Annotated in this window: 23 protein-coding genes; 18 read left to right on the forward strand and 5 right to left on the reverse strand. The window is 60.8% G+C overall.

Annotated features, from left to right (window positions below; all coding sequences use genetic code 11):
* Nucleotides 1-338 precede the first annotated feature (338 nt).
* The 9 genes from cysD (at nucleotide 339) to UC34_RS06990 (ending at nucleotide 9,979) form a co-directional block, all read left to right on the forward strand.
* Nucleotides 339-1,304 carry a sulfate adenylyltransferase subunit CysD gene (gene cysD / locus UC34_RS06950; protein ID WP_084070413.1) on the forward strand — a complete coding sequence of 322 codons (966 nt, stop codon included), beginning with the start codon at nucleotides 339-341 and terminating at the stop codon, nucleotides 1,302-1,304.
* Nucleotides 1,304-3,223, forward strand: coding sequence for a sulfate adenylyltransferase subunit CysN (gene cysN / locus UC34_RS06955; protein ID WP_044454897.1), 1,920 nt, complete (start codon nucleotides 1,304-1,306; stop codon nucleotides 3,221-3,223). Before cysD ends, cysN begins: the two co-directional genes overlap by 1 nt.
* A gap of 102 nt (nucleotides 3,224-3,325) precedes the next feature.
* Nucleotides 3,326-4,057 (forward strand): SDR family NAD(P)-dependent oxidoreductase, encoded by a 732-nt coding sequence (locus tag UC34_RS06960; protein WP_044454899.1) that lies wholly within the window; start codon nucleotides 3,326-3,328, stop codon nucleotides 4,055-4,057.
* Nucleotides 4,023-4,829 (forward strand): SDR family NAD(P)-dependent oxidoreductase, encoded by an 807-nt coding sequence (locus UC34_RS06965; protein ID WP_218919565.1) that lies wholly within the window; start codon nucleotides 4,023-4,025, stop codon nucleotides 4,827-4,829. Before UC34_RS06960 ends, UC34_RS06965 begins: the two co-directional genes overlap by 35 nt.
* Before the next feature lie 86 nt (nucleotides 4,830-4,915).
* Nucleotides 4,916-7,000 (forward strand): oxidoreductase, encoded by a 2,085-nt coding sequence (locus UC34_RS06970; protein WP_218919566.1) that lies wholly within the window; start codon nucleotides 4,916-4,918, stop codon nucleotides 6,998-7,000.
* Between the two features lie 13 nt (nucleotides 7,001-7,013).
* Nucleotides 7,014-7,475: a nuclear transport factor 2 family protein gene (locus UC34_RS06975; protein ID WP_044454905.1), complete on the forward strand. Its 462-nt coding sequence runs from the start codon at nucleotides 7,014-7,016 to the stop codon at nucleotides 7,473-7,475.
* Entirely contained in the window at nucleotides 7,472-7,951 is a 480-nt protein-coding gene (locus UC34_RS06980; RefSeq protein WP_084070416.1) for a nuclear transport factor 2 family protein, read from the forward strand. Before UC34_RS06975 ends, UC34_RS06980 begins: the two co-directional genes overlap by 4 nt.
* Before the next feature lie 19 nt (nucleotides 7,952-7,970).
* Nucleotides 7,971-8,597 (forward strand): hypothetical protein, encoded by a 627-nt coding sequence (locus tag UC34_RS06985; protein ID WP_044454909.1) that lies wholly within the window; start codon nucleotides 7,971-7,973, stop codon nucleotides 8,595-8,597.
* On the forward strand, nucleotides 8,594-9,979 hold the full coding sequence (locus tag UC34_RS06990; RefSeq protein WP_044454911.1) for an FAD/NAD(P)-binding protein: 1,386 nt from the start codon (nucleotides 8,594-8,596) through the stop codon (nucleotides 9,977-9,979). Before UC34_RS06985 ends, UC34_RS06990 begins: the two co-directional genes overlap by 4 nt.
* 86 nt (nucleotides 9,980-10,065) lie before the next feature.
* Here the strand turns inward: UC34_RS06990 and UC34_RS06995 are convergent, their stop codons facing one another.
* Complete coding sequence (locus tag UC34_RS06995; protein WP_044457858.1) at nucleotides 10,066-11,043, reverse strand: flavin reductase; 978 nt, start codon at nucleotides 11,041-11,043, stop codon at nucleotides 10,066-10,068.
* Nucleotides 11,044-11,685: 642 nt separating this feature from the next.
* Between UC34_RS06995 and UC34_RS07005 the strand changes: the two genes are divergently transcribed.
* The 6 genes from UC34_RS07005 (at nucleotide 11,686) to UC34_RS07030 (ending at nucleotide 17,035) form a co-directional block, all read left to right on the forward strand.
* On the forward strand, nucleotides 11,686-12,501 hold the full coding sequence (locus UC34_RS07005) for an alpha/beta fold hydrolase (RefSeq protein ID WP_044454915.1): 816 nt from the start codon (nucleotides 11,686-11,688) through the stop codon (nucleotides 12,499-12,501).
* Complete coding sequence (locus UC34_RS07010) at nucleotides 12,494-13,300, forward strand: fumarylacetoacetate hydrolase family protein (protein WP_044454917.1); 807 nt, start codon at nucleotides 12,494-12,496, stop codon at nucleotides 13,298-13,300. Before UC34_RS07005 ends, UC34_RS07010 begins: the two co-directional genes overlap by 8 nt.
* Before the next feature lie 104 nt (nucleotides 13,301-13,404).
* Nucleotides 13,405-14,505: a DUF1214 domain-containing protein gene (locus tag UC34_RS07015; protein ID WP_237165259.1), complete on the forward strand. Its 1,101-nt coding sequence runs from the start codon at nucleotides 13,405-13,407 to the stop codon at nucleotides 14,503-14,505.
* Nucleotides 14,506-14,508: 3 nt separating this feature from the next.
* On the forward strand, nucleotides 14,509-15,702 hold the full coding sequence (locus tag UC34_RS07020; RefSeq protein ID WP_044454921.1) for a sulfotransferase family protein: 1,194 nt from the start codon (nucleotides 14,509-14,511) through the stop codon (nucleotides 15,700-15,702).
* A gap of 28 nt (nucleotides 15,703-15,730) precedes the next feature.
* Entirely contained in the window at nucleotides 15,731-16,525 is a 795-nt protein-coding gene (locus UC34_RS07025) for an SDR family oxidoreductase (protein WP_044454923.1), read from the forward strand.
* Nucleotides 16,526-16,543: 18 nt separating this feature from the next.
* Complete coding sequence (locus UC34_RS07030) at nucleotides 16,544-17,035, forward strand: SRPBCC domain-containing protein (RefSeq protein WP_044454925.1); 492 nt, start codon at nucleotides 16,544-16,546, stop codon at nucleotides 17,033-17,035.
* Nucleotides 17,036-17,145: 110 nt separating this feature from the next.
* Here UC34_RS07030 and UC34_RS07035 read toward each other — a convergent pair whose 3' ends face one another.
* Together UC34_RS07035 and UC34_RS07040 are read right to left on the reverse strand one after the other, a co-directional pair.
* Nucleotides 17,146-18,276 (reverse strand): helix-turn-helix transcriptional regulator, encoded by a 1,131-nt coding sequence (locus tag UC34_RS07035; protein ID WP_044454927.1) that lies wholly within the window; start codon nucleotides 18,274-18,276, stop codon nucleotides 17,146-17,148.
* A 351-nt stretch (nucleotides 18,277-18,627) separates the two neighbouring features.
* Complete coding sequence (locus UC34_RS07040) at nucleotides 18,628-19,593, reverse strand: hypothetical protein (protein WP_044454929.1); 966 nt, start codon at nucleotides 19,591-19,593, stop codon at nucleotides 18,628-18,630.
* A 461-nt stretch (nucleotides 19,594-20,054) separates the two neighbouring features.
* On the opposite strand from UC34_RS07040, the gene UC34_RS07045 reads away from it, so the two are divergent.
* From UC34_RS07045 to UC34_RS07055, 3 genes are all read left to right on the forward strand, one after another.
* Nucleotides 20,055-21,236 carry an MFS transporter gene (locus UC34_RS07045; RefSeq protein ID WP_044454931.1) on the forward strand — a complete coding sequence of 394 codons (1,182 nt, stop codon included), beginning with the start codon at nucleotides 20,055-20,057 and terminating at the stop codon, nucleotides 21,234-21,236.
* Nucleotides 21,237-21,459: 223 nt separating this feature from the next.
* Complete coding sequence (locus UC34_RS07050; protein ID WP_157123066.1) at nucleotides 21,460-21,747, forward strand: hypothetical protein; 288 nt, start codon at nucleotides 21,460-21,462, stop codon at nucleotides 21,745-21,747.
* 55 nt (nucleotides 21,748-21,802) lie between these two features.
* Nucleotides 21,803-22,570 (forward strand): SDR family NAD(P)-dependent oxidoreductase, encoded by a 768-nt coding sequence (locus UC34_RS07055; protein ID WP_044454936.1) that lies wholly within the window; start codon nucleotides 21,803-21,805, stop codon nucleotides 22,568-22,570.
* 69 nt (nucleotides 22,571-22,639) lie between these two features.
* Here the strand turns inward: UC34_RS07055 and UC34_RS25610 are convergent, their stop codons facing one another.
* Nucleotides 22,640-23,116, reverse strand: coding sequence for a nuclear transport factor 2 family protein (locus tag UC34_RS25610; protein WP_044457859.1), 477 nt, complete (start codon nucleotides 23,114-23,116; stop codon nucleotides 22,640-22,642).
* Between the two features lie 130 nt (nucleotides 23,117-23,246).
* Nucleotides 23,247-24,191, reverse strand: coding sequence for a LysR family transcriptional regulator (locus tag UC34_RS07065; protein ID WP_044454937.1), 945 nt, complete (start codon nucleotides 24,189-24,191; stop codon nucleotides 23,247-23,249).
* Nucleotides 24,192-24,270 lie beyond the last annotated feature (79 nt).

Below are 24,270 nucleotides of genomic sequence, written 5' to 3' on the forward strand. Positions count from 1 at the left end.
ACCCATGCCGCCTGTCTTCCTTTCGCTTCCCCCGTTCTCGGATCGCGCCACTGACGCGCGCGGCATGCGCCTTTTTGCGCGTGTTGCCTCAACTCGCCTGCCTCGGGTCTTGTCCCTATCCCGCCGAATTCTTCTTGTCCCTGTCGCTCGATAGTCCGGTCGGACGATGAGAACTGATGCAGGGTCTTCTACCTTAGAGGTACGCGGTCGGCGAATGAAATTACGTAGCGGCCGCGGCGGTCGCGATTCACGACACTGGCGCGGATATGTGCACCTCTCGTCGCCCAACTGGCCGCGTCGCACGCACATCACGATTTCTAAGCACAGAGGCTCATGCAATGCTTATCGAGAGTCAAACCCTGCTCGAAGAGCGGAAACCTACGCCGACCGTCGGCGACCAGACCTACTCGTTGACCCACCTTCAGCGACTTGAGGCCGAGAGCATCGACATCATGCGAGAGGCCGTCTCCGAATCGGAAAATCCGGTCATGCTCTACTCGATCGGCAAGGACAGTTCGGTGCTGCTCCATCTGGCGATGAAAGCCTTCTATCCCTCGAAGCCGCCGTTCAAGCTTTTGCATGTCGACACGACATGGAAATTTCGCGACATGTACAAGTTTCGCGATCAGATGGTGGAAAAGCTCGGGCTTGAACTGCTGACTTACCGGAACCCGGAGGCGATCGAGCGCAACATCAATCCGTTCGATCACGGATCGGCGCTTCATACGGATATCTGGAAGACGCAGGGTCTCAAGCAGGCACTCGATAAGTATGGCTTCGATGCCGCATTCGGCGGCGCTCGCCGTGATGAGGAAAAGTCGCGGGCAAAGGAGCGGATCTTCTCCTTCCGCACGGCGCAGCATCGGTGGGATCCGAAAATGCAGCGTCCGGAACTCTGGCGACTGTATAACGCGCGCAAGAGCAAGGGCGAAAGCATGCGCGTATTTCCGATCTCGAATTGGACCGAGCTCGATATCTGGCAGTACATCTATCTCGAAAACATCCCGCTCGTGCCGCTTTACTTTGCGGCGCAGCGTCCGGTCGTGGAGCGAGACGGCATGCTGATCATGGTCGACGACGATCGTCTTCCGTTGCGCCCGGGCGAGACGCCGATGATGAAGAGCGTTCGTTTTCGCACGCTTGGCTGCTATCCGCTCACCGGTGCCGTGGAAAGCGAAGCGACGTCGTTGACGCAGATCATTCAGGAAATGCTGCTCACGAAGACATCGGAGCGCCAGGGGCGACTCATCGACCACGACTCCAGCGGGTCGATGGAAAAGAAAAAGCAGGAGGGGTATTTCTAATGGCACACGTATCCGGTCTGATTGCAGAAGACATCGAGAAATACTTGCAGGTGCATCAGCAAAAGAGCCTTTTGCGATTCATTACCTGCGGCAGCGTCGACGACGGCAAGAGTACGCTGATCGGCCGACTGCTCTACGAGTCGAAAATGCTCTTCGAAGACCAGCTCGCAGCGCTGGAGTCCGATTCGAAGAAGGTCGGCACGCAAGGTGGCGACCTCGATTTCGCGCTCTTGGTCGACGGCCTGGCGGCGGAGCGCGAGCAGGGAATCACCATCGACGTCGCGTATCGGTTCTTTTCCACGGATCGTCGCAAGTTCATCGTGGCCGACACGCCGGGCCATGAGCAATACACGCGCAACATGATTACCGGCGCGTCCACGGCCGATGTGGCGATCATGATGATCGACGCGCGCAAGGGCGTGCTCACGCAAACCCGCCGTCACAGCTATCTGATCTCGCTCATCGGCATCCGGCATGTCGTGCTGGCGATCAACAAGCTCGACATGGTGGATTACTCGCAGGAAGTGTTCGACCGAATCGTTGCGGAGTATCGGGAGTTCGGCAAGCAGATCGGCATCGAAACGTTCCTGGCGATTCCGATGTCGGCGCTCAAGGGCGACAACATCACCGAGCGCAGCGATCACACGCCGTGGTATCACGGCCCGACGCTGATGGACTTCCTGGAGTCGGTGGAGGTCGACAACGATCTGGCGCAACGTGGCCCGTTCCGCATGCCCGTGCAATGGGTCAACCGACCCAATCTCGATTTCCGTGGTTTTTCCGGCCGCGTGGTGGGTGGCGCTATCGAGCCGGGCGCGCGAGTGAGGGTGCTGCCGTCGGGACGGGAGAGCACGGTCGATCTGATCGTCACCCGCGACGGCAACCTTGGACGGGCGGTGGCGGGGCAGTCCGTGACGATTACGTTGAAGGACGAGATCGATATCAGCCGGGGCGATGTCCTGACGGTCAGTGCGTCGCCGGCGCCGGTCGCCGATCAGTTCGAGGCCAACGTCGTCTGGATGAGCGACGAAGCCATGCTGCCGGGGCGGCCCTATCTGATGAAAATCGGTGCGCGCACGGTGGGCGTCACGATCGCCGTACCCAAATACAAAATCAACGTCAACACGCTCGAGCACCTTGCTGCAAAAACGCTTGAACTCAACGAGATCGGCGTGTGCAACCTGCATCTGGATCAGGCCATCGCGTTCGATCCGTACCGCGAAAACCGCGACATGGGCGGGTTCATCATTGTCGACAGGCTCACCAATGCGACGGTGGGTGCGGGCATGTTGCACTTCGCGCTGCGCAGGTCACAAAACATTCACTGGCAGGCGATCGAAGTCAACAAGGACGCCCACGCGCAGTTGAAGGGCCAGACGCCGGCTGTCATCTGGTTCACGGGGCTCTCGGGCGCAGGAAAATCGACGATCGCCAATCTCGTCGAAAAGAAGCTGCACGCGCTGGGTCGTCACACTTATCTGCTCGACGGGGACAATATCCGCCATGGCCTGAACAAGGACCTTGGCTTCACCGAAGCGGATCGTGTCGAGAACATCCGCCGCGTGGGCGAGGTGTCCCGCCTCATGGTCGACGCCGGGCTTCTGACGCTGGTTTCGTTCATCTCCCCGTTCCGGGCCGAACGCGAGATGGCTCGCAGTCTCGTGAGTCCGGGAGAGTTTGTCGAGGTGTTTATCGATACCCCGTTGTCCGTGGCGGAACAGCGCGATCCCAAGGGCCTGTACAAGAAAGCCCGACGTGGTGACCTGAAGAACTTCACGGGTATCGATTCTCCCTATGAGGCGCCGGAGAATCCGGAGCTTCGTGTGGACACCACGCAGATGGCCCCGGAGGATGCCGCCGAGAAGATCGTGCAGTTCCTGCAGGCGCGTGGGTTGCTGGAGCGAGCGAGCACTGCGTAAAACTCTCTATGGTTTGGCCGAGGGCGTCGGAGTAGCCTGAGCTCCCTGCAAACGGCGATGGCTTGCCATCATTGGCAAGCCAAAAGAACGATAGAGAGCGCGATGTACAAAAGTCTCAATTTTGACTTCAAGAACGTGCGAGCGGTTGTGACAGGCGGAACGTCCGGCATTGGCAATGCGACGGCAAGGGCGTTACTGAACGCTGGCGCGTCGGTGCTGGTGACCGGTACCTCCGCCACGGCGCAAGCCTATGGCGAGGTGATCGACGGTTTTGAGTACCGGCAACTGGATCTCGGCGACAGCGCGTCGATTCAGGCATTCGTCGAGAGTGTCGGCGCGGTCGATGTCCTCGTGAACAATGCCGGCCGGATCATGCCCGACGCGTCGTTCGGCCAGGCAGTTCAGGTCAACCTGAACGCCGTGTACGAGATCAGCGCGGGTTTATGGCCTCGCCTGAAACAGAGTACGGCGCCGGGCGGCGCGGCGATCGTCAACATTGCTTCGATGATGTCTTACTTCGGCAGTCCCCACTTGCCGGGATACGGCGCCGCAAAGGCCGGCGTGGTGCAACTGACGAAGACGCTGGCGGCCGGCTGGGCAAAGGATGGTATTCGCGTCAATGCCGTTGCTGCCGGAAGTGTTGCGACGGCAATGACGGCGGAGTACGCGAACGATCCGCACTGGCAACAGGTGGTATCCGGCAAAACGCCGCTGGGGCGTTGGGCCAGACCGGAGGAGATTGCCGCGCCGATTCTGTTTCTTTGCTCGGACGCCAGCAGTTTCGTCACCGGTCATACGCTTGTGGTGGACGGTGGCTATTCGATTATCGATTAAAAAAATAGGAGGAGACGTGCTGCGCTTCAAGGACAAGGTAGTGCTCGTCACCGGTGCCGGATCGGGCATTGGTTATGCGACGGCTGAACGTATTGCCCAGGAGGGCGGAAAGCTCCTTCTGGCAGATATCAACGGCGACGCGCTGCGCCGCGCGGGCGATGCCATTCAGGCGGCACACGCAACGGAATACGGCACCTTCGTATTCGATGCGTCCGACATGGCCGGCACGCGCGAAATGGTCAAGACTGCCGCCGCGCATTTCGGACGCCTCGACGTACTCTGCAACATCGCAGGCATCGCCGGCGGATGGCACACACACGAGATGCCCGAGGCGGATTACAAACGCATGATGGCAATCAACGTCGACGGCGTGTTTGCCAGTTGCCAGGAGGCGATCCCTCACTTGATCGAGACGAAAGGCAACATCGTCAATATGGCCTCGGCTTCATCGAAACAGGGACAACCGTACACCGCCGCGTACTGTGCGTCCAAAGCCGCGGTCGTGGCCATTACGCGTTGCCTCGCGGTCGAGTATGCGGGCAACGGCGTGCGTGCCAATGCAGTGTGCCCGGGGGGCGTCAATACCAACATCCATCACACCATCCAGTTCCCGAAAGATGCGGACGCGAAGATGATGGAAAAGCTCTATCCGTTGTTTCCGATTGCAGAGCCGCACGAGATCGCCGCTGCGATTGCGTATCTGGCTTCAGATGAGGCGCGATACGTCACCGGCGTTGATTTCTCGATCGACGGTGGCCAGACGGTGTCGTAAATCCGACGCACGATAACGCAATTGGGATGCACACAAGTATGAGTAAATCGTTTTCGCATTTGCTGTCGCCCGGTCGGATTGGCAGCATGGAGCTCCGGAACCGCATTTTCATGTCGCCGATGGGGTCCAACCTGGCGGAGCCGGACGGATTTTGTGGAGACCGTCTCGCGCAATACTATGCCGCGCGCGCCAAAGGGGGCGCCGCCATGGTCATCATGGGGTCCGTGGGCGTGGCCTACCCTCGGGGCTCGGGGAATCAGATGCAGGTGGCGATCTCCGACGACAAATACATTCCGGGCCTGGCAAAGGTCGCCGAGGCGGTGCACGCGCATGGCTGCAAGATCGCTGTCCAATTGCAGCACGCCGGGGCGATCGCGGTGAACGAACCGCTGCGCGGCATGCCGCTGCTCGTGCCTTCGACACCGACGCAAAAAGACTTCGATTGGCCGGTAGATCTCACGCCGCAGGAAAACAAGGACATGTTCGAGGTGTTCTTCCAGCCGGGGGTGAAGATTGAGTACCAGGAGGCGAGCGAGGACGACATCGAATGGCTGATCGATGCGTTCGCCGAAGCGGCGGTGCGCGCTAAAGCCGCGGGCATCGATGGGGTCGAAATCCACGCCGGTCACGGTTACATCCTTTCCGCATTCCTGTCCCCGTCGAGCAACAAGCGCACCGACCGGTGGGGCGGCACGCTCGAGAACCGCGCCCGATTGCTCGTCGAGATCGTGCGTCGCATCCGCACCGCGGTAGGGCCGGATTACCCCGTTTGGTTCCGAATCGATGGCGTCGAGCATCTGAAGAACGACGGCATTACGATCGACGACGCGATCGCAGCCACCAAGCTGGGCGTCGCGGCCGGCGCCGATGCCGTGCACGTCACGATGTATGCGGACGCCAGCAAGGGCATCAGCTTCACGGAAGCGCATACGGTCCAGCAACCCGGCAAATATGTCCCCTATGCGGCAGCCATCAAGGCGAACGTCGACGTGCCGGTAATCACGGTCGGCCGTGTGGAGCCGGAGTTGGCCGACGCCTATATCGCGCAAGGGAAGTTCGATTTCCTGGCCATGGCCCGCAAGCTCCTGGCGGACGATGAATTGCCGAACAAGCTCATGGCCGGTCGCCCCGACCTGATTCGGCCGTGTATCTATTGCTACACCTGCATCAGCCAGATCTTTCTCGGTTCGCACACGCGATGTGCTGTCAATGCGCGAACCGGGTTTGAACAAAGCACCGGTATCGAACCTGCCGCAAGCCGCAAGAAGGTGATGGTGATCGGCGGTGGGCCGGCAGGCATGGAGGTCGCGCGGGTCGCGACGCTGCGTGGACACGACGTGCAACTGTTCGAGGCATCCGATCGTCTCGGAGGGACCGCATTCTTCTCCTCGATCGTCTATCCGGAGAACGGGAAGCTGATCGACTATCTGCAAGCACAACTGCACGAACTGGAGATTCCGACACACCTGCAAACGCGGGTGACGCCGGAACTCGTTCGCGGCATGAAGCCGGACGCCATCGTGGTGGCCACCGGTGCACGCCGCGCTTCGGTGAAGGTGCCGGGTTACGACCTTGCGCATGTGCTGAGCGGGGACGAGCTGCGCGAGATGGTCACAGGCAAGCTTGGCGCCTCGGTCAAACGCAAGCTCAATCTTCGCTGGCGCCTGATGATCAACACGGGAAAGCGCATTGGCCTGCTCAACAACAATCGTGTCATCAACAAGCTCAGCGAGCGGTTTCTTCCTCTGGGAGAACATGTCCTGATCTATGGCGGTGGCCTCGTGGGCGTCGAGGTCGCGGAGTTTCTCGCGGAGCGTCATCGGAAAGTGACGCTGATCGAACCGGGGCCGGCCTTCGGCAAGGAACTGATGATCGTTCGCCGGTGGCGGATCATGGACTCCCTGCGCAAGCTCGGGGTTCGGATGCTCAAGGAGTGCGAGCTGATCGAGATCAAGCCGGGCAAGGCGTCCTATCGAACCGGCAACGGACAGATTCAGACGATTCGCGCCGACACGGTGATCATGGCGCTGGGCGCGGAGCCGAGCGGTTCGGATCTGACCGAGCACATGAAGGCGATCTGCAGCGAAGTGCACTGCGTTGGCGATGCCGACGAGTTGGGTTACATCGAAGGTGCCGTGCGCAACGGGCATCGCGTAGCGCGCGCAATCTAACGGCGGACAGACAATGACCACAGACGACAAAGCGAGCGCAAGTCTGCGCGATAGCAACAAGGCTATTTTCGCCACCATGCTCGGGCACCTGGGCCGCAAGGAATTCGATCAGTTTGAGTCGTACCTTGCGGACGACGTGTATCAGGACTGGCCGTATCTGCCGATCCCCAACATGGACAGCAAAATCGTGGGGAATCGGAAACTCCGCGAATTCATCGAGGCCGGAACCCAGGCGTTCGATCCCTATGCGTACGAGATCAGCCAGTACTACGACATGGCGGATCCGTCGACCCTGATCGTCGAGTACACCTCGCATACCACGTACCACCCAACGGGCAAACCCTACAGCAACGCTTATCTGGGCATTCTGCGATTTGCGCAAGGCAAAGTGACCTATTGGCGAGAGTATTTGAATCCGCTCATCATCAAGGAAAGTCTGATGGGCGACTTTGACAAACCGGTGAAGACATCATGAACGAACGGGCTTCGGAGACAGATGTAGTGGCAGCGCTTGATCGGCTATGCGCGATTGAAGCGATTCGCGTGTTGAAGGCGCGCTACTTTCGCTACGTGGACACGAAGGATCGTCAAGGCCTTGCCTCGCTGTTTGCCGAGAATGCAACGCTCGACATGAGCGAAGCCGCAGGGGGCGAAGCCGACAAGTCCGCCATCGTCAAGGGCGCCGCCGAGATCGCAAACTTCATTCTTGCGGCGACCGAAGGCGCGACAACCGTCCACCTCGGTGGCATGCCGGAGATCCATGTCCTTTCCCCGACGTCCGCTTCAGCCGTTTGGGCCATGACCGACCATTTGCGTTGGCCCGATGAATTCGCCATGCCGTTTCATCGAATGACCGGACACGGTCATTACCACGACACCTATGTGCGCGTACACGGCGAGTGGCGGATCCAGTCGTCAAAGCTCACGCGCTTGCGTGTCGACGTCGTGTAGCGATCGGACGTTTTTTCCTATGGCTAACGTCTACGCGCTCGACGGCGTGATCCCGGTCGTGGCCTCCGACGCATTTGTCCATCCGTCCGCAGTGTTGATTGGTGACGTGATCATCGGGCGACGATGCTACATCGGTCCGACCGCCTGTTTGCGCGGTGACTTCGGTCGTATCGAAATCAAGGACGGGGCGAACGTGCAGGATGGGTGTGTGCTGCACGGCTATCCGGAGACCGACACCGTCGTCGAGGAGGGCGGACATATTGGCCACGGGGCGATTCTGCATGCGTGCCGAATCGGGCGAAATGCGTTGATCGGGATGAATGCCGTTGTCATGGATGGTGCGGTCGTCGGAGAGCACAGCATTGTCGCGGCCATGAGCCTCGTGAAAGAGGGGGCCAACGTGGCAGCACGTACGCTGGTGGCCGGAATGCCCGCTCGCGTGGTACGGGCGCTGACGGATGAGGAGTTGGCCTGGAAGACCGACGGCACATCGCTTTACGAGGATCTGGCGCAGTTGTGTCGGCGCTCCCTCGTGGCGACGACACCGTTGGCGTCGGTGGAACCGGATCGCCCTCGAATCGATGTGGGGCGGGCGATTCCGTTGCATCTGATCAAAGCAATGAGGGCCAGAGGAACGCAGCCGTGAAGACCATTGTGATCGTCGGCGCGGGGTTTAGCGGGACGGCGCTGGCCGTGAATTTGCTCAGGATGGCGACGCCGGGTTCCGTTCAGCTCGTACTGGTCAACCGCTCAGGGGCGCAGGCGCGTGGCGTGGCTTACGGGACACGCAGCGCGAAGCACATTCTGAATGTGCCTGCCGGCAATATGAGTGCGCTGCCGGATCACCCGGGGCACTTTCTCGAATTCTGCGCCCGGACCGACCCGCTGGTTCGCCCGGAGTCTTTCGTTTCGCGCGAACGTTACGGCAGCTATCTGGCGTGGCTGCTCGATCAGTCTGCGCTGGGCAAGCAGCATTACCTCACACGCATCGAGGCAGAGGTCGACGCCATCACACCGACCGCAAGCGCCGCTGGTGCGCCACGATGGCGCGTCCAACTGGGTGGCGCACGTGTCGTCTTTGCGGACGAGGTGGTTCTCGCTGTAGGCAATTTCCCGCCACGCAATTTCCCGGTGCCGAATCAGGCGTTTTATGACAGTCGGCGCTATATACGCGATCCGTGGTCGCCCGGCGCGCTTGACTCGATTCCCTCCGACGCGGGGGTATTGCTGCTGGGAACGGGGCTGACGGCCATCGACGTGGCGAATGTGCTGGCGCGTGCCGATGGTCGCAGGAAGTGTTACGCCATTTCCCGGCGGGGCTTGCTGCCCCAGCCCCATCGTTGCATTCGTCCCGGGCGTGCCCCGGAGGCGGGTGACGATCTGAGGCGTGCGATGGGCAGCGATGTGCGCACTTACGTCAGGGCAATTCGCGCAACGATCCGACATGCCCGCGAAACGGGAGCCGACTGGCGCGATGTGCTCGGGGCCTTGCGTGCGCACACGCCGAGCCTTTGGGCGTGCCTTTCCCTGAAGGAAAAGCGGCGATTCCTGCGTCATGTTCAGCCGTTCTGGGACGTTCACCGTCATCGGCTCGCTCCCGAAGCGCATCTGTACTTTCACGGTGCTTTGCACGCAGGCGATATTGCTCTGATTCGGGCGCGGGTGCTGGACTATCAGGCGTTCGAACAAGGGATCCAGGTCACTATCCGACGCAGAGGCGTCGCCGAACCGGAGGCGCTTTCGGTCGAGTATGTCGTGAACTGCACGGGACCGACATCCGATTTGCGCGCGATCGACGATCCCCTGTTTGCGCAGCTACGAAGCGATGGTTTATTGCGCTCGGATGCGCTCGGCCTGGGGCTCGAAGTCGACGACCGCTACCAGTGCCTGGGGCACACGCTCGCACCCGTCGACGGTCTTCGTTATCTGGGACCGCTTCTCAAGGCGCGGTACTGGGAGGCAACGGCGGTGCCGGAACTTCGCGTGCACGCGCAGGCGCTCGCGCGCGAGTTGCTGGCCGACACGTGAGGGGCGAGCGTGAGAGGTGCCGTGATCCGGCGGGCGTGTGGGCGCACCTGTGAGGTTTGCGCTCTGACGTCAGAGCGCATTCGCCGTCAGTTTTCCCAGGGATGCGCGAGCCCGGGATCGGTCTCGGAGATCAGGCGTTTGAGCAGATGTTTCAGGGAAACGGCCTCGACCTGACCGATTTTTTCGACAATGCCGTCCTCAATGGCCTTGGCCGCGGCGATCAGCCGTAGCGTCAGATTGCGTCCGGCGTCGGTAAGCTCGCATGTGGCTGCTGTGCCCTCGCCGTCAACGCTCAGCAGGCCGCGCGCCTGCAGCGCCGACGTGATCCCCGTCGTCAAGTGATAGCCGGTGTACGAAAAGCGCCGGTTGATCTCCTCGACGCTTCTGCCGCCTTTCAGGCTGAGAAGGGTGAGTGCGAAGTACTCGGTGTCGTCGATGCCGTTTTGCACGAGGTGTTCGCGCATTTGCGCATAGAACTGAAAATGCGCGCGAGCCAGCAGGTAGCCGAGGAAGTCTTCCCCAAACGCCACATTGTCCGGACTGCTGCGCTCTGCCGGTAGCCGGAAGGGTTGCGGCTTGCGGGTCGCCAGCGCGTATTTGCCTGCATGAAAAACGAGCGGCGGGGCGTCGGTGTGTTCGAAGGCGAGCACCTCCCCGACGAAAATGATGTGATCGCCGCCGTCGTAGCGCACGGCAGTCTTGCACTGCAAGCGCGCACAACAATTATCGAGCAGGGGCACCCCGCCCGTTCCGGCTTGCACAGACAGGCCATTGAACTTGTCTTCGCCGCTCTTCGCAAATCGATTGGAGAGCGCCTCCTGCGTATCCGAGAGGATATGCACGGCCCAGTACTCGCTGGCTTCGAAGGCTGCCAGACTGCGCGCCGAGCGAGCAATGCTCCATAGCACCATGGGCGGATCGAGCGATACCGAATTGAAACTGTTCGCTGTCATGCCCACCGGCTCGCCGTCGGGGGAGACCGTCGTAATGATCGTGACCCCGGTCGTAAAACTCCCCAGTGCATTCCGGAATGCCTTCGGGTCGATGGCTGTTTTCGCGCTCACGTGTCGTTCCTGTTGTCGATGTCCGGCGAAGCCGCCGTCGTGGGTGGCGGGACGCATTGACGTTGACGTTCAGTCTAGGTTTGCGTCTTTTCCGACTCATCGTCCGATAGGACTAACCAGGCACGCAGGGCACGCGAGTAGTCCGCTCAGACGACGCCGCGGCCGACGCGCGTTCATACACTTGCGCATGTATGCGCGATGCAAGGTCGTAAGGTAGTAAGCGTCGGGCGAATCTCTGGAGCGAGGTCGGATATGGCGACAAGGGGGGCGGACCTGAGGGAGCTGATTGATCGCTGGCTGCAACCCGGCGATGTGGGGCGTGTGCACGTGGCGCGATTCGGTAGGACCCCGGCAGGGCGCGTTCGCTTTGTGCTCATCGAAATATCGCGCTCCGGCGGCACCGTGGGGCTGTACTTCTTTCGCCAACCGGATCGGACCTGGGGCATTGCTCCCCCGTTACCGCCACGACCGGCGATGCGGCTCGCGGAGGCCGGCGAGGGGGCGTTCGGTGACACGGATATCGCGAAATTCGTGTAGTCCGACCAGACGATGACGGGATGCGGCGCGTCGCGGAACATCGGAAAACGACAAGGATCGCGGCGACTGAATTCGCCGTTTCACTAACGACGACGCAATCTATCCATGAGCATCCCGAGAGGCAGTTACGTCAAAACGCCGTCTGGCATTGACCTCCACTATTACGACGTGGGCAGTGGATCGCCGGTGATTTTCATCCATGGAAGTGGTCCCGGAGCCAGCGGATACAGCAACTTCAAAGGCAACTATCAGGCATTCGCCGACCATGGGCACCGCGTCATCGTGTTTGATTTGCCGGGATACGGTCTGTCGTCCAAACCGGCCGAGGCCGAGTACGTGCTGGACTTCTTCGTCGACGCGCTCAAGGCGTTGCTCGACTCGCTCGGTATCGGGCGTTGTGCGCTCGTGGGGAACTCGCTGGGCGGCGCCATCGCCATCAAGTATGCCGTGGATCGCCCCGATGCCGTGACGCATCTGGTGTTGATGGGGCCGGGAGGGCTGGAGGCCCGCGAGCGATATTTCGAGATGGAGGGCATTCAGCGAATGATGAATGACTTCGCGATGGACAAGCTCGATCGCGACGGCATGCGACGCCTTCTGTCGATCCTCGTCCACGATCCCCGACATGTCACCGAAGCGTTGTTGTCGGAGCGAGTCCCCGTGTGCGCCACGCAGCCGAAAACCGTGCTGTCCACGATGCGCGTGCCCGATCTGACGGACCGGTTGTCCGAAATCCAATGCCCGGTCCTCGGCTTCTGGGGAAGCAACGACAAATTCTGTCCTGCCGACGGTGCGCTGAAAGTGTTGCGCGAGTGTGCGAACGCTCGCTTCGTTCTCGTGAATCAATGTGGTCACTGGGTCATGGTCGAGCACAGCGAACTGTTTAATCGCACGTCTCTGGAGTTTCTCGCAAATGACTGAAACCTCTGCGCAGTCCGAGCGCACCCGTGTCCTCGGTGACGAGCTCTATGCCGCGTTGCGCGCTCGCGCCACGGTCGAGCCGTTGACGTCCCGATTTCAAGGGCTCTCGGTGGAAGACGCTTATCACATCTCATTGCACTTGCTCGAACGTCGTCTCGCCGACGGAGAGACGATTGTCGGGAAGAAGATCGGGGTGACGAGCAAGCCGGTGCAAGAGATGCTCGATGTCCATCAACCGGATTTCGGCTTTCTCACCGATGCCATGCAGTATGCCGACGGCGCAATCATCAGCCTCGGTGCGTCGGGGTTGATTCAACCCCGTGCGGAAGGGGAGATCGCCTTCATCCTGAAAGAAGACCTCACGGGCTCGAACATCACTCGAGAAGATGTCCTCGACGCGACTGACGCCGTTGCGGCTTGCTTCGAGATCGTCGACTCGCGCATTCGCGACTGGAAGATCCGAATCCAGGATACGGTGGCCGACAACGCCTCGTGCGGGGTCTTCACCCTGGGGCTGGAACGCGTTGCGCCATCGACAGTGGACCTCGCCGCTGCGCAAATGCGGGTGAGTGTGAACGGGAAGCCCGCGTTCTCGGGATTCGGCGCTGCCGTGCAGGGGCATCCTGCCGAAGCCGTGGCGTGGCTCGCCAATACCCTTGGACGGTTCGGCATTCCGTTTCGCAAGGGCGAGATCATTCTTTCTGGGTCGCTCGTGCCACTGATCCCAATTCAGGCCGGAGATCGGTTCGATCTCGAGGTGGATGGCATCGGACGGGCGTCGGTCGCCTTTGTCGAGTGAAACGCGACTGCCCCGGCTCGCAGCCGAGGGCGAGCGTTTGTCCGACTTCCGCTCACCGCAGGCCTGCGGTGAGCGTCTAAGAGGAGTTTGCTTTGGAGCATCTCGTGAAAACTGATGCGTTGTCCGGCGATGTCTGGAACAACTTCTGTGATGCGCTCAAGCGCGCAGGTGAGCAAGTATTGCGCGCTGATGCCCCTGACGATCCGTTGACGCGAGCGGAAGGATTTCGCTACCTCAGCCGCCTGACGCGCATCGCCCTGGAGATGCAGGTGGAGGCCGGGAGCCCGGAATTTCCCTCGTTCATGGTGCCTTCGCATGAAACGGCCAAAATCGGCGCGGATAACCCCGACAACTTTTACCAGGTGGCGCTCATCAGCGGCGAGTACGAGTATCGCGTGAGCGGGAATCGGGGGGACATTCAGAACATCAACTTCAGTACCAAGCGCGGTGGGTATGACACCAATGGCAAGCTGGTGCTGAGTGGCCTGATCGAGGCCAAACACATGCACTTCGAGCCGGACGGGAGCTTCGAGCTCATCCTCTCGAAGCACGAACGCCCGGGCAACTGGCTGCGACTGACGGCGGACACCAGCCAACTATTGGTCCGGCAATATCTCCCGCGCCGGCGTGAGCAGACCCCCGCACGCATCAGCATTGCGAGAATCGATCCGACGCATGCGAGTCCGGCGGCGCTTGACCCGACCAGGTTCGAGAAGCAGTTGGTCAATGCGGCCAATTTCGTCGGAAACACCGCCCGCATGTTCGGGGACTGGGCGCACAGCTATGTGGCGAAGGTCAATACGCTTCCCCCTGCCGACCAGGCGCTGTGTCAGTCGGTCGGCGGCGACCCGAACATTTTCTACTACCACGCTTACTGGAAGCTCGGTGAGCACGAAGCCCTCGTGATTCGCGTGCCGCGCATCCCCGAGTGCGACTACTGGAACTTCGTCATCCAGAACTACTGGATGGAGTCGCTCGACTTCCGATACTTCAACGTTTGCGTGAACAAAGAGACTGCGACGTACGACGCCGATGGCGGCGTGACGATCGTCGTCGCAGCGCGCGATCCGGGCGTTCCCAACTGGATCCATACCGCTGGACACGAACTCGGCACGATGTGCTTTCGCTGGATCGGCGCCAGCGAACACGTCCATCCGGTCACGGAAGTCGTTGCGGTCAACACGTTAAAAAAACAAGAGGCCTGAGCCATGTCGTCAATTATCGATATTCATTTCCTGCTGGACGCGGCGGTGCAGCGCAGCAACGGGCTGAATGACTTTGGAGACCCGAGCTTCCTGCCTGCGCTCGAGCGACTCGTTCACTCGATCAATGCGGAAGGAAAGCTCTCGGAAAACGGTGCCGCGATCTTCACCGAGCGCCTGATCGAGAGTCTCGCGTCTCGTCTTGCGCTGGAGTCGCATCTCAAGCGCCATCCGGAAATTCTCCAGGAGGAGCTGAAGCAGCCGGTTTTCATTATCGGATTGCCTCGCACGGGGACCACGATGCTGCACCGTGTGCTGGCGCGAGATCGACGTTTTTACACGCCGCTGTGGTGGGAGGTCCGTTTTCCCGCGCCGTTGGGACCGACGCCTCCGGAAGGGGAAGATCCTCGCGTGGCGCTCGCGAAGTCCGAGGTCAAGATGATGCTCGAAGCGATGCCCGAGTTGCTGACCATGCATCCGCTCGACGCCGAGCTACCCGATGAGGAAGTCGTGCTGATGGAGCATTCGTTCCTGAGCGCGATGTACGCCTACGCCAATATTCCGACCTATACGGAATGGCTCGGCAAGCAGGATCAGACACCGGCATACCGCTACCTCAAGCGACAGCTTCAGTTTCTTCAATGGCAGAAGCGCCGGCGAGGGGAAGCGGCGCAACGATGGATTCTCAAGGCGCCGCACCACACCCATGCCATGGACGTCCTGTTCAAGGTCTTCCCCGACGCGAAGGTGATTCAAACGCATCGGGACCCGCTCGAGACGATTCCGTCCATGAGCAGCTTTGCGCACACGATCTGGCGCGTCTATAGCGATCAGGCCGATCCGCGTGAGGCGGCGGCGCTTTGGTCCGCAAAGTTCGCGAAAGGGCTTCGGGACGCGATCGGGGTTCGCGACAAGTTGCCGGCGGACCGCTTCCTCGACGTCTGGTATCTCGATGCGGTCGCTAAGCCGCTGGAGGTCGCCCGGACCGTTTATCCGTTCATCGGGATGACGCTCACCGACGAAGCCGAGAAAAGCATGTCCGAATGGATCGGGCAGAGCAGCCGGGACAAGCGGGCCCCGCACGACTATTCGCTCGAAAAAATGGGGTTGACCCGGTCGAAACTGGAGAGCGATTTCGATGAATACCGTCAGCGCTACATCCTTCCAAGAAAAGTGGTGAGCGCAGGCGCAAACCCGTAAGTGTCTCGCAGGAACAGGAGGATATGACATGTTGTTGAACAACAAAGTGGTCGTGATTTCAGGCATCGGTCCCGGTCTCGGCATCAAGCTGGCGATCGAGGCCGCGCGCGAAGGTGCCGCCGGGGTGGTGCTGGCGGCGCGTAGTGCGGAAAAACTGGACGCAGCCGAGCGCCGCATTCGGGAAGCCGGTAGCGACGTGGCGATCCTGAAGGTTCCGACCGATATCACGCAGCGCGAGCAATGCCGGAATCTCGTGAGCAAGACCGTGGATCGCTTCGGCAGAATCGACAGCCTCGTCAACAGCGCCTACAACCCGGGCAACGTGATGGGGTCGCTCGAATCATCGGGCACCGAAGGCTGGGATGCCATCTTCGAGACGAACGTGTTCGGGACGATGAACCTGGCATTGGAGGCATCGGTGCCCATGAGTCAACAGAAGTCCGGGGCCATGGTGATGATCAATTCGCTGGTCACGCGCAAGCCGCTGGTCGGACAGGCGGGTTACGCGATCTCGAAGGGGGCGCTCGGGGTGGCCGTGAAGTACCTGGCCAAAGAACTCGGACCCAAGGGGATTCGCGTCAACTCGGTATCGATGGGCTGGATGTGGGGTTCCCCGGTCGAAGGTTACATGCGCGCGGTCGAAGCGGAACGGCATATTTCCGTCGAAGATCAGGTGGCGCAGGTGGCCGCAAACATCCCGCTGGGGCGCATTCCAACGGACGACGATTGCGCCAAAGCGGCGCTGTTCCTCGTTTCCGATTATGCGAATGCAGTGACGGGCGCGTGGCTGGACGCGAACGGTGGCGAATTTATGGCGGCTTGACGCATGGGAGACTCTGCAATGGGCGATTCAAAGAATAAAGTCACGTCGGTACGTGTCGAGATCGATGCCCCGGCATCGTTTGTCTGGGACATTCTCGTTGACCTGCCGCGCTATCGGGAATGGAATCCTTACACGGTACGCGTCGAATCCTCCCTGAAGGTTGGCGACGAGGTGCACCTGTACATTGCCAATCCAGCCGATGCGAACAACGACATTCACGTGCTGGAACATCTCGTCGCGTTCGAACCGTCGCGGCTTCTCGCGTGGGAGCAGCGCCCCACGCCGGAGAACGCAGACGCGGCCTATCGCGAGCAGGTTCTCGAAGTCCTTGACGATGGCCGCTGCGCGTATCACACCAGCGATCAGTTTCTCGGCCCGAATGCCGGGAAAATCATGGACCAGTTCGGCGATTGGGTGAAGGGCGGTTTCGACGGAATTGCACGCGGACTGAAGGCACACGCCGAATCCCTCTACAAGGCGAGCACGGCAAGCCAGGCAAGCCGCCGTTGAGCGTTGCGTTCGACCTGAAGCAAAGGGTATCGATCAATCGATACCCTTTGTATTCGTTGGCGTGACGGTTGACGGGTCTTGTCTGTCCCATGCCCCGACATGCTCCGGCATTAATCGAGTGGCGTGACGCTGCCCAGCAGGAGTCGAACCAGTGATGTCTGGCGTGTCACACCCGTCTTCGCAAAGATCGAGCGCAAATGCGCGCGCGCGGTGTTCTTTCTGATGTCCAACTGGTCGGCCGCTTCATCCAGCGTCATCCCGTCGGCCAGAAGCAGCGCCAGCGAGGCCTCTGCCGGCGTCAGCTCGAAGAGTTGCTGAATAACGTCCCGCGAGGCCATCGACTTCTGTTCGGGATCCCGGATGAAAACCGTCACGGCGGGTCGATGTCGACCCTCGGCCCATTCGCTCAAGGGGTTGGCGCGAACGGCAATGCCCAGTTTTGCGCGCGCCGACGGGCGAGCGATCGAGATGGCCTGGCCAATGCCCGATGCGGAGCTGGCATTGTCGGCAAGTGCGCGGCGAATCAAGTTTTGAAGCTGTCGGTTCTCCGGGGCATAACTGGCTTCGAGCCGGCCGCCCACGATCGACAACCCGTCGTTTTGCCGGAGAATTTCTTCCGCCGCACGGTTGACTCGCATGATGGCGCCCGTCTCGTCGAACACCACTGTGCCCAGCAGCATCCGGTCGATGGTCGTCGCGTACATCGTGCGTTCCGATTCGATCCGGTCCAATCGGGAATGCAGTTCGATGGCGCGTTTGATATGCGGGAGCAGCCGCTGACAAATGCTCTTGTCGGATTCCGAGAAATGGCTGCTGGCATGCGGGCGACAAATGCGAAGTCGGCATTCTGAACCGTCGGCGGTCACCATATCGGCGCCGATCATGTACCGGATGTCGAACGGCTCTACGAATTGCCGGTAGAACTCGCTGCTCAGCCATTCCTTCGCGCCGACGATTTCGTCGACGGTGGCGATCTTGTCAGGCGGCAAACCGCTAAAAGGATCGAGCATGAATGCCGTATGCGTCGCGAACTTTCCCTTCTCCATGAATGGACCATCGGGACCGGCATTGACGATGAGCGCGTTCAATGTGTCGGATGCGGGACGCAGAATCAAAGTGACCCAGTTCGCATCGAGTATGTCGCGCAGTGCGGTGAGTGCGCTCGACCACGGAAGCTTCTCGAGGCAGCCCTGATAAATGGCGCCCAACAAAGCGTCCAGCTGGTCCAGGGTGAGGGGCATGTAACCTGAGGACGTTGCACCGGATGCCGAGCGCGGAAGTGGCGCTGACTCGGGAACATGCGGCATCGCGGCACAGCCGTTTACGGGCGCTCGCATACCGACGCTGCCCAATTCATTATGTGCACCCATTTGAAACGTCTCCGTACGCTGCGAGCTTCTTTGGCTTGGCGTTATGACTGTCCTTCGATAGCGATACTACACGCATCCAAAGCTGATTCAACCCGTGTTGCCACCGATGCCGACTCCCCTTTGGCACGTCGGTAACCGTTGCCTGTCAGATGCAAAATTCTCAGCGCTGTGGCTCGTTACGTTGCGGGTTTGCGCGCAACCGGGATTGCGCGCAATCATCTATCACGCGCCGACGCGATAATGCGTTTCAAATTGCTCGGCAAATTTGTCGATGTCGTTCTCGGCCAGTCGATTGATGCCGCCGGCCAGACGTCGTCCGCCGCCCGTCTCGAAGCGCTGACAAAAGTCGCCTGCCCCCGTTTCTCTGGTTTCGGGGACCCGAACGCTCACCGTGAAGTCGCCTGTCGAGTTGGGCGAAAGGAGGGCGAAGGCATTACCGGGATTTGCCTGGACCAACTCGTTGGCGAGAACGCCGATCGCCCTGCGAGCCCAGGGTTCGGCGGGCAGCAGGAGGATCGTCGCCCCATCGCAGGCGCGCAGCGGACTCAGGCTACGTGCGCGCCCCATGTCGTCTTCATATCCGGCAAATAGCCTGGCGCAGGCGTCGGAGTGCTCGGCGAAATCGCGAGGATCTTCGAAGGGGGCCATCGCCTCGGCAAGTTCGGCCGGGTGGAAGTGCAGGTCGTGCACCGTTTCCCCGTAGGCGTTGTAGTTCAGGCTCACGCCCAACGAGGCGAGCGTGCGGGTGGTGGCTTCCGAGAGTCCGGCTTCGGTCGCCATGGACGCCCCGATGTGTGGCAGCCCGTCGCCGAACGCGGCGGTAATGGCCCACAACCGGTAGCGATCCCGCAGGTGCTCACTGACAAGAATGCTCGTGCACACGTTTGGTGCGAGATTGATATGTGAGTGTAGGGAGGGGTGGTCGGGGATATCGCCGGCAAGATGATGATCAAAGTAGTGAACCTGCGCCCCCGCACCCAGCAATGCCACGAGCGCGTCGTGGTTTGCCGCCATGGAAATGTCGAGCGCGTAGACACAGTCCCCGACCGTTGCGGGCACCCGCTCGAGCAAATGAATGTCGCGTTTGACGCCGGTGACCAGCGTTGCGTCACCGGGTTTCGAGAGGCGAAGTTGCTGAAGTGCACACAGTCCGTCGGCATCGCCATTGAACGCGAAATAGGAAGTCATGGGTCTCCGCTTTTCTCATCTGGGGTCGCACCGGTTTTTCGGGGGGCGCCTTCGATGAAAGCTCGCCCCCGCGCTGCCGACCCGCTTTGTAATGTAGCGACGTTTCGTCACTGACAACGCCACAATTGATGGTTGCCGATGGCGTTGCGCATGACATCGTCTGTTCAGACTACGCAATCGAAGCGAGCGAACGCCTCACCGGGAAACTCCTTGTTAATCCAAATGGACGATGCTGATAGCCTCGTTCCCTGCCAAGTTTTGTCGATCAGGCGCACGCGTTCCATAGATGGATCGCGATGAATGGATCGCGACGAGAAACGCCTGCCGTTCCCCAGGGGGTTCCCGAATCTGTCGATCATGCCGGGTCGCGTCTCTTTTCATGCAGAGATTTCGTCTTTCATTTCCTCTGGAGGATTCAGGTGCAAGCTAATGCGTTGGACGTAAGTGAATCGGATAACGGCGTGCTGAAAAGTACGGTGCTGGTGGCCGGCCCAACGATGGTGGTATTGATTCCGATGGCGGCCGCGCCTGCCATGCCGGCGATGGCGACACACTTTGCGGCGGGAGGAGACGGCGCGCTGTTTGCGCAGATGGTGATGACCATCCCGGCGGTCCTGCTCATTCTCGCTGCGCCGCTTGCCGGCATTCTTTCGGAGCGAATCGGTCGACGGGCGGTCATGCTGCTGGGATTCGCCGTCTTTGTGCTCGCGGGTAGCGCCGGTCTCTTTGTCGACAGCCCGACGGCGCTGATCGTGTCCCGCCTGCTCCTCGGCGCAGCCGGAGGTGCGATACAAACCAGCAGTCTCTCGTTGGTGGGCGACTATCCGTCCGGTGGGGCGCGCGAGCGGCTGCTCGGCTTCATGGTCGCCGGCTCATGCGTGATGGCCGTTGCCGCTCTGACCGTTGGCGGGCATATGGTGGATTCCTGGGGGTGGCGGGCGCCGTTCGCACTCTATCTCGGCGGCATTCCGGTTTTCATTCTGGCGCTGTTCAGCATCAAGCCGCGCGCTTCCCAGGTGAGCCGGGAGCACAACCTGTTTGCACCGGTGCGCCTCTTGTGGCCTGTTTATCTTCTTGCCGCGATTTTCACCGTCGGCATGTTCATGCCCAGCATTCAGGGCCCGTTCTTGCTGGATCAGCGCGGCGTGCATAGCGCGGAGATCCAGGGCAGCGTTGCGGCGGCAAGTGCGGTTGTCGCGGCAATTTCGGCGTTCTGTTACGGGTTTTTGATCCGCGTCATCAGTCCGCGCAGACTGCTGATGCTGACAGCGGCGTGCTTCGGCGTCGGCGCCATCGGCATGGCGAAACTGTCGGGGGCGACATCGATAGGGGCTGCCAGCGCGCTCATGGGGATCGGTTCGGGTTTCGTCGAGGCGGCCTGCGCCACCATCATCCTTGCGCGTATTCCGGAGGAGATGCGCGCGCGTGCGCTCGGTTTGCTGCTGAGTGCGATTTTCTTTGGCCAGTTCCTCAATCCCTGGGTCGTAGCCCCGCTGCGCGGTCGGTTCGGCATCGAGGGTGCGTTCGTCTGGATTGGCGGCGGATTCCTGGTGCTTTCGCTGGCAATTGCCTTGGGTATGGTGCTGCGCGAGTCGTCGACCAGCGCGGTACGGCAAGCACACGGCGCGCCGGAGTCGTTGTAGGCGTTTCCGTACGCCGTTTCACGCCTTGAGTACGGTTCGGAAGGGGTGGGTAAACCCCGTGCTTCATCTAGTCCATTCGGAGGATGGCTGGGTGGGGCGGCGGGATTTTAATGTCCCCAAGCCGAACGCGGTGGCTTGTTCGATGCGACAAGTCAGACGTCGCCTCAGCGGGCCACCGAAAAAATCGGCGGGAATACCCCAAGCCGGTACTCAAGGAGGAGTGATGGAACCACTGGACGAAAAATCAGGGTTGTACAAGTGCCTCTCATTCATGGGCGTTTGCGGCGTCACAATGCTGATCTGGCTGTACCTTTCCAATGTCGAGTCGATTCCGCGCGTCATGCTGTTGATGTTGTGTTGTCTGCCGGTGACACTCGGGCTGGCAGGGGGATGCGGCTGGGCGGCTCTCGTGGCCAAGCGGCGGGTCCATTACGCCAACGTTGAGACGTGTGCGTTTGCCGGCGGCGTTGCCGGTGGCGCGTTGCTGTTCACCATCGCTCACTTGATCTGATCCGGACGATCGCAACCAACGGCCCTTCGGGGCCGATTTCAATTCGGAGATTGACGTGACGCATGCCAACAGCTTCGCTGGAAAGGTGGTTTTGGTAACGGGTGCAGCAAGCGGTATTGGACGGGCGGTTTCGGCGGCATTCGCCAACGAAGGCGCCACCGTCGTGGTGGCGGACATGCAGGTCGACGCCGGCGAGCGGGTCGTGGCGGATTTACGCTCAAATGGCGCCGACGCGAGTTTTTTTCGTACGGATGTGGCGGACCCGCAGGCTTGCCTCGCATTAGTCGGGCATATCCGAAAGCAGTACGGACGATTGGACGCCGCATGCAATAACGCCGGTGTCGCCGACGGACCGACGCCTCCCCCAACGCACGAGGTGTCTGTTGAGCAATGGCGACGCATGATCGACATCGATCTGAGCGGCGTCTTCTACTGTCTCCAGGCGGAACTGCCGTTGTTGCTTGAGACGGGGGGAGGGGCCATTGTCAATACGGCCTCATTACAGAGCTACATCAGTTTCCCGCGCACGGCGGCGTACACGGCTGCGAAGCACGGCGTGCTGGGACTGACCAAGACAGTGGCAAAAGAATACGGTGCGCAAGGAATTCGATGCAACGCTGTTGCCCCTGGCATCGTCGATACGCCGCTGACGCACGATATCCTCGTGGACCAACGCTGGCGCAATGCGCTCGAGGAGAAGATTCCGCTTGGACGAACGGCGACACCGGAGGACATCGCTCGCGTGATGGTATGGCTGTGCAGTCCGGCGTCCCAATATGTCAACGGCGCCTGTTTGCCGGTGGATGGCGGGTTTCTCGCCTGATCGAGCGGCAGCTACCCCACTGGCATTGGATCGATTTCCGATGCTTGTGGGGTAGGTCGATGTCCGTCCTCAATCCCAGCTTTGCGGCAGCCGATCGTCAGGCATTTGCATGGGCAGGAGCAGGTGTTCCGAGAGATTGCCAAACAGTTCGTTACCGATGTGGCGCTCCGTGAAGCGCCAGACACCCTCAACCCTCTGAAATCTGTCCAGATAATCTCCGGCAATGACGGGCTGCAACCCCAGGGTGCTGCCTTGCTGGACGACCAGTACGTAGCAGTGCGAGCGCGCGCGATCCTCGCCGTCGTTTTCGATGGTGACGTTGGTAATGATGTGATGCGTTCGCGGCGTGCCGTTAGGGTAGCGCCTCACATAGCTGTTCCATAGCGCGGTGAGTTGAGAAGGGTTCTTGCTGGCGGCCAGTTCGCCCGCGATGTATACGTCCGCGTGTTCGAAAAGCGCGCCCAGCGCTTCCCACCGGCCTGTGTCGAGCAGGTGGGCATATCGATACAGCAGGTTCTGAATCTGGCGGTAATCGTCGGTGTTCAAGGCGAGCTCCTGGTGAAGGCGTTCATCGATGGTAAAGACGTGCTGCGCTGCCGCATCGTCCCGACGGACTAGGTGGATGCGATGTTTCATTCGCTGGCCAGGGCCGTTCTTCCGATGGCGTTGACGAAATTCACGCGTTCGTTCGCCGCTTGCGCGCGCCTGTCTTCGGCGGTACCGAAGCGGCATCCTGTGCGAGTTTTTCGATGAGTGCATCACGCACGAGCGCCACCGGGCGAGTGAGCCTGCTCGGTAACATGCCATGCGCGAGCCATACGTTCAGACCGCCCTGGAACTCCGGGACGTCGATCACTTGCAGCGCGTCGACATGCGGGCTTCGTGCGAGGATTTCCGGTGACGTCAGTCCCACGCCGAGACCACGGGCGACGAGCGAGAGTTGCAACTCGGACCCGAAGGCTTCGACGGCCACGTTGAACGGTAGCCCCGCCATCGACATGGCACGGCTCAGTGCCGAGCGCATGCCGCAGCCGTCCTGATTGAGCACCCAGGGATGTGTCGCGAGTTCGGCAAGCGAAGTCGTGTCGGACAGCACAAACGTACGCGGTGCGACGACGACCGAAGGTTTGTGCCCGAGCAACGTGGACGTCAAACCGTCGGGCAACGGCACGCTCTCCGGCAGCAAGACGACAGCAGCGTCCACCTTCGCCTGCTCGAGACTGTGGAGCAGCCCGGGAGACCATCCCGCCGTGACACGCAGTGTCAGGTTCGGGAACGTGCTGCGCAACGCATCGACGGGATGTTCCAGTGCCAGCTCCGACAAGAACGGCGGCACGCCGATGCGAAACTCGCCGGCGGGCTCCGTATCCGGCGACGCCACTGCCTTCAGATCGTCGACCGCACGCAACACTGCGCGAGCCAGCCCGTACACCTCGCGTCCCGCAGGCGTCGGCTTGAGCGGCTTGCTTTGCCGATCGAGCAACGCGACGCCCAGCATCTTCTCGAGGTTTTGCACTCGTCGTGTGAGCCCAGGCTGGGTCAGAAACAGCTTCTCCGACGCCTGTGCCATCGATTCGCTTTCCACGACGGCAACGAACGCCTGCAAGTCATGAGTGTTCAAAACAAACTCGCATAATCAATATAAACATAATTCAATTGTGGCATAACGGTCGCGTTCCTACAATTTGCCGAACCGTCAC

This window comes from Pandoraea vervacti (assembly GCF_000934605.2).
Taxonomy (GTDB): domain Bacteria; phylum Pseudomonadota; class Gammaproteobacteria; order Burkholderiales; family Burkholderiaceae; genus Pandoraea; species Pandoraea vervacti.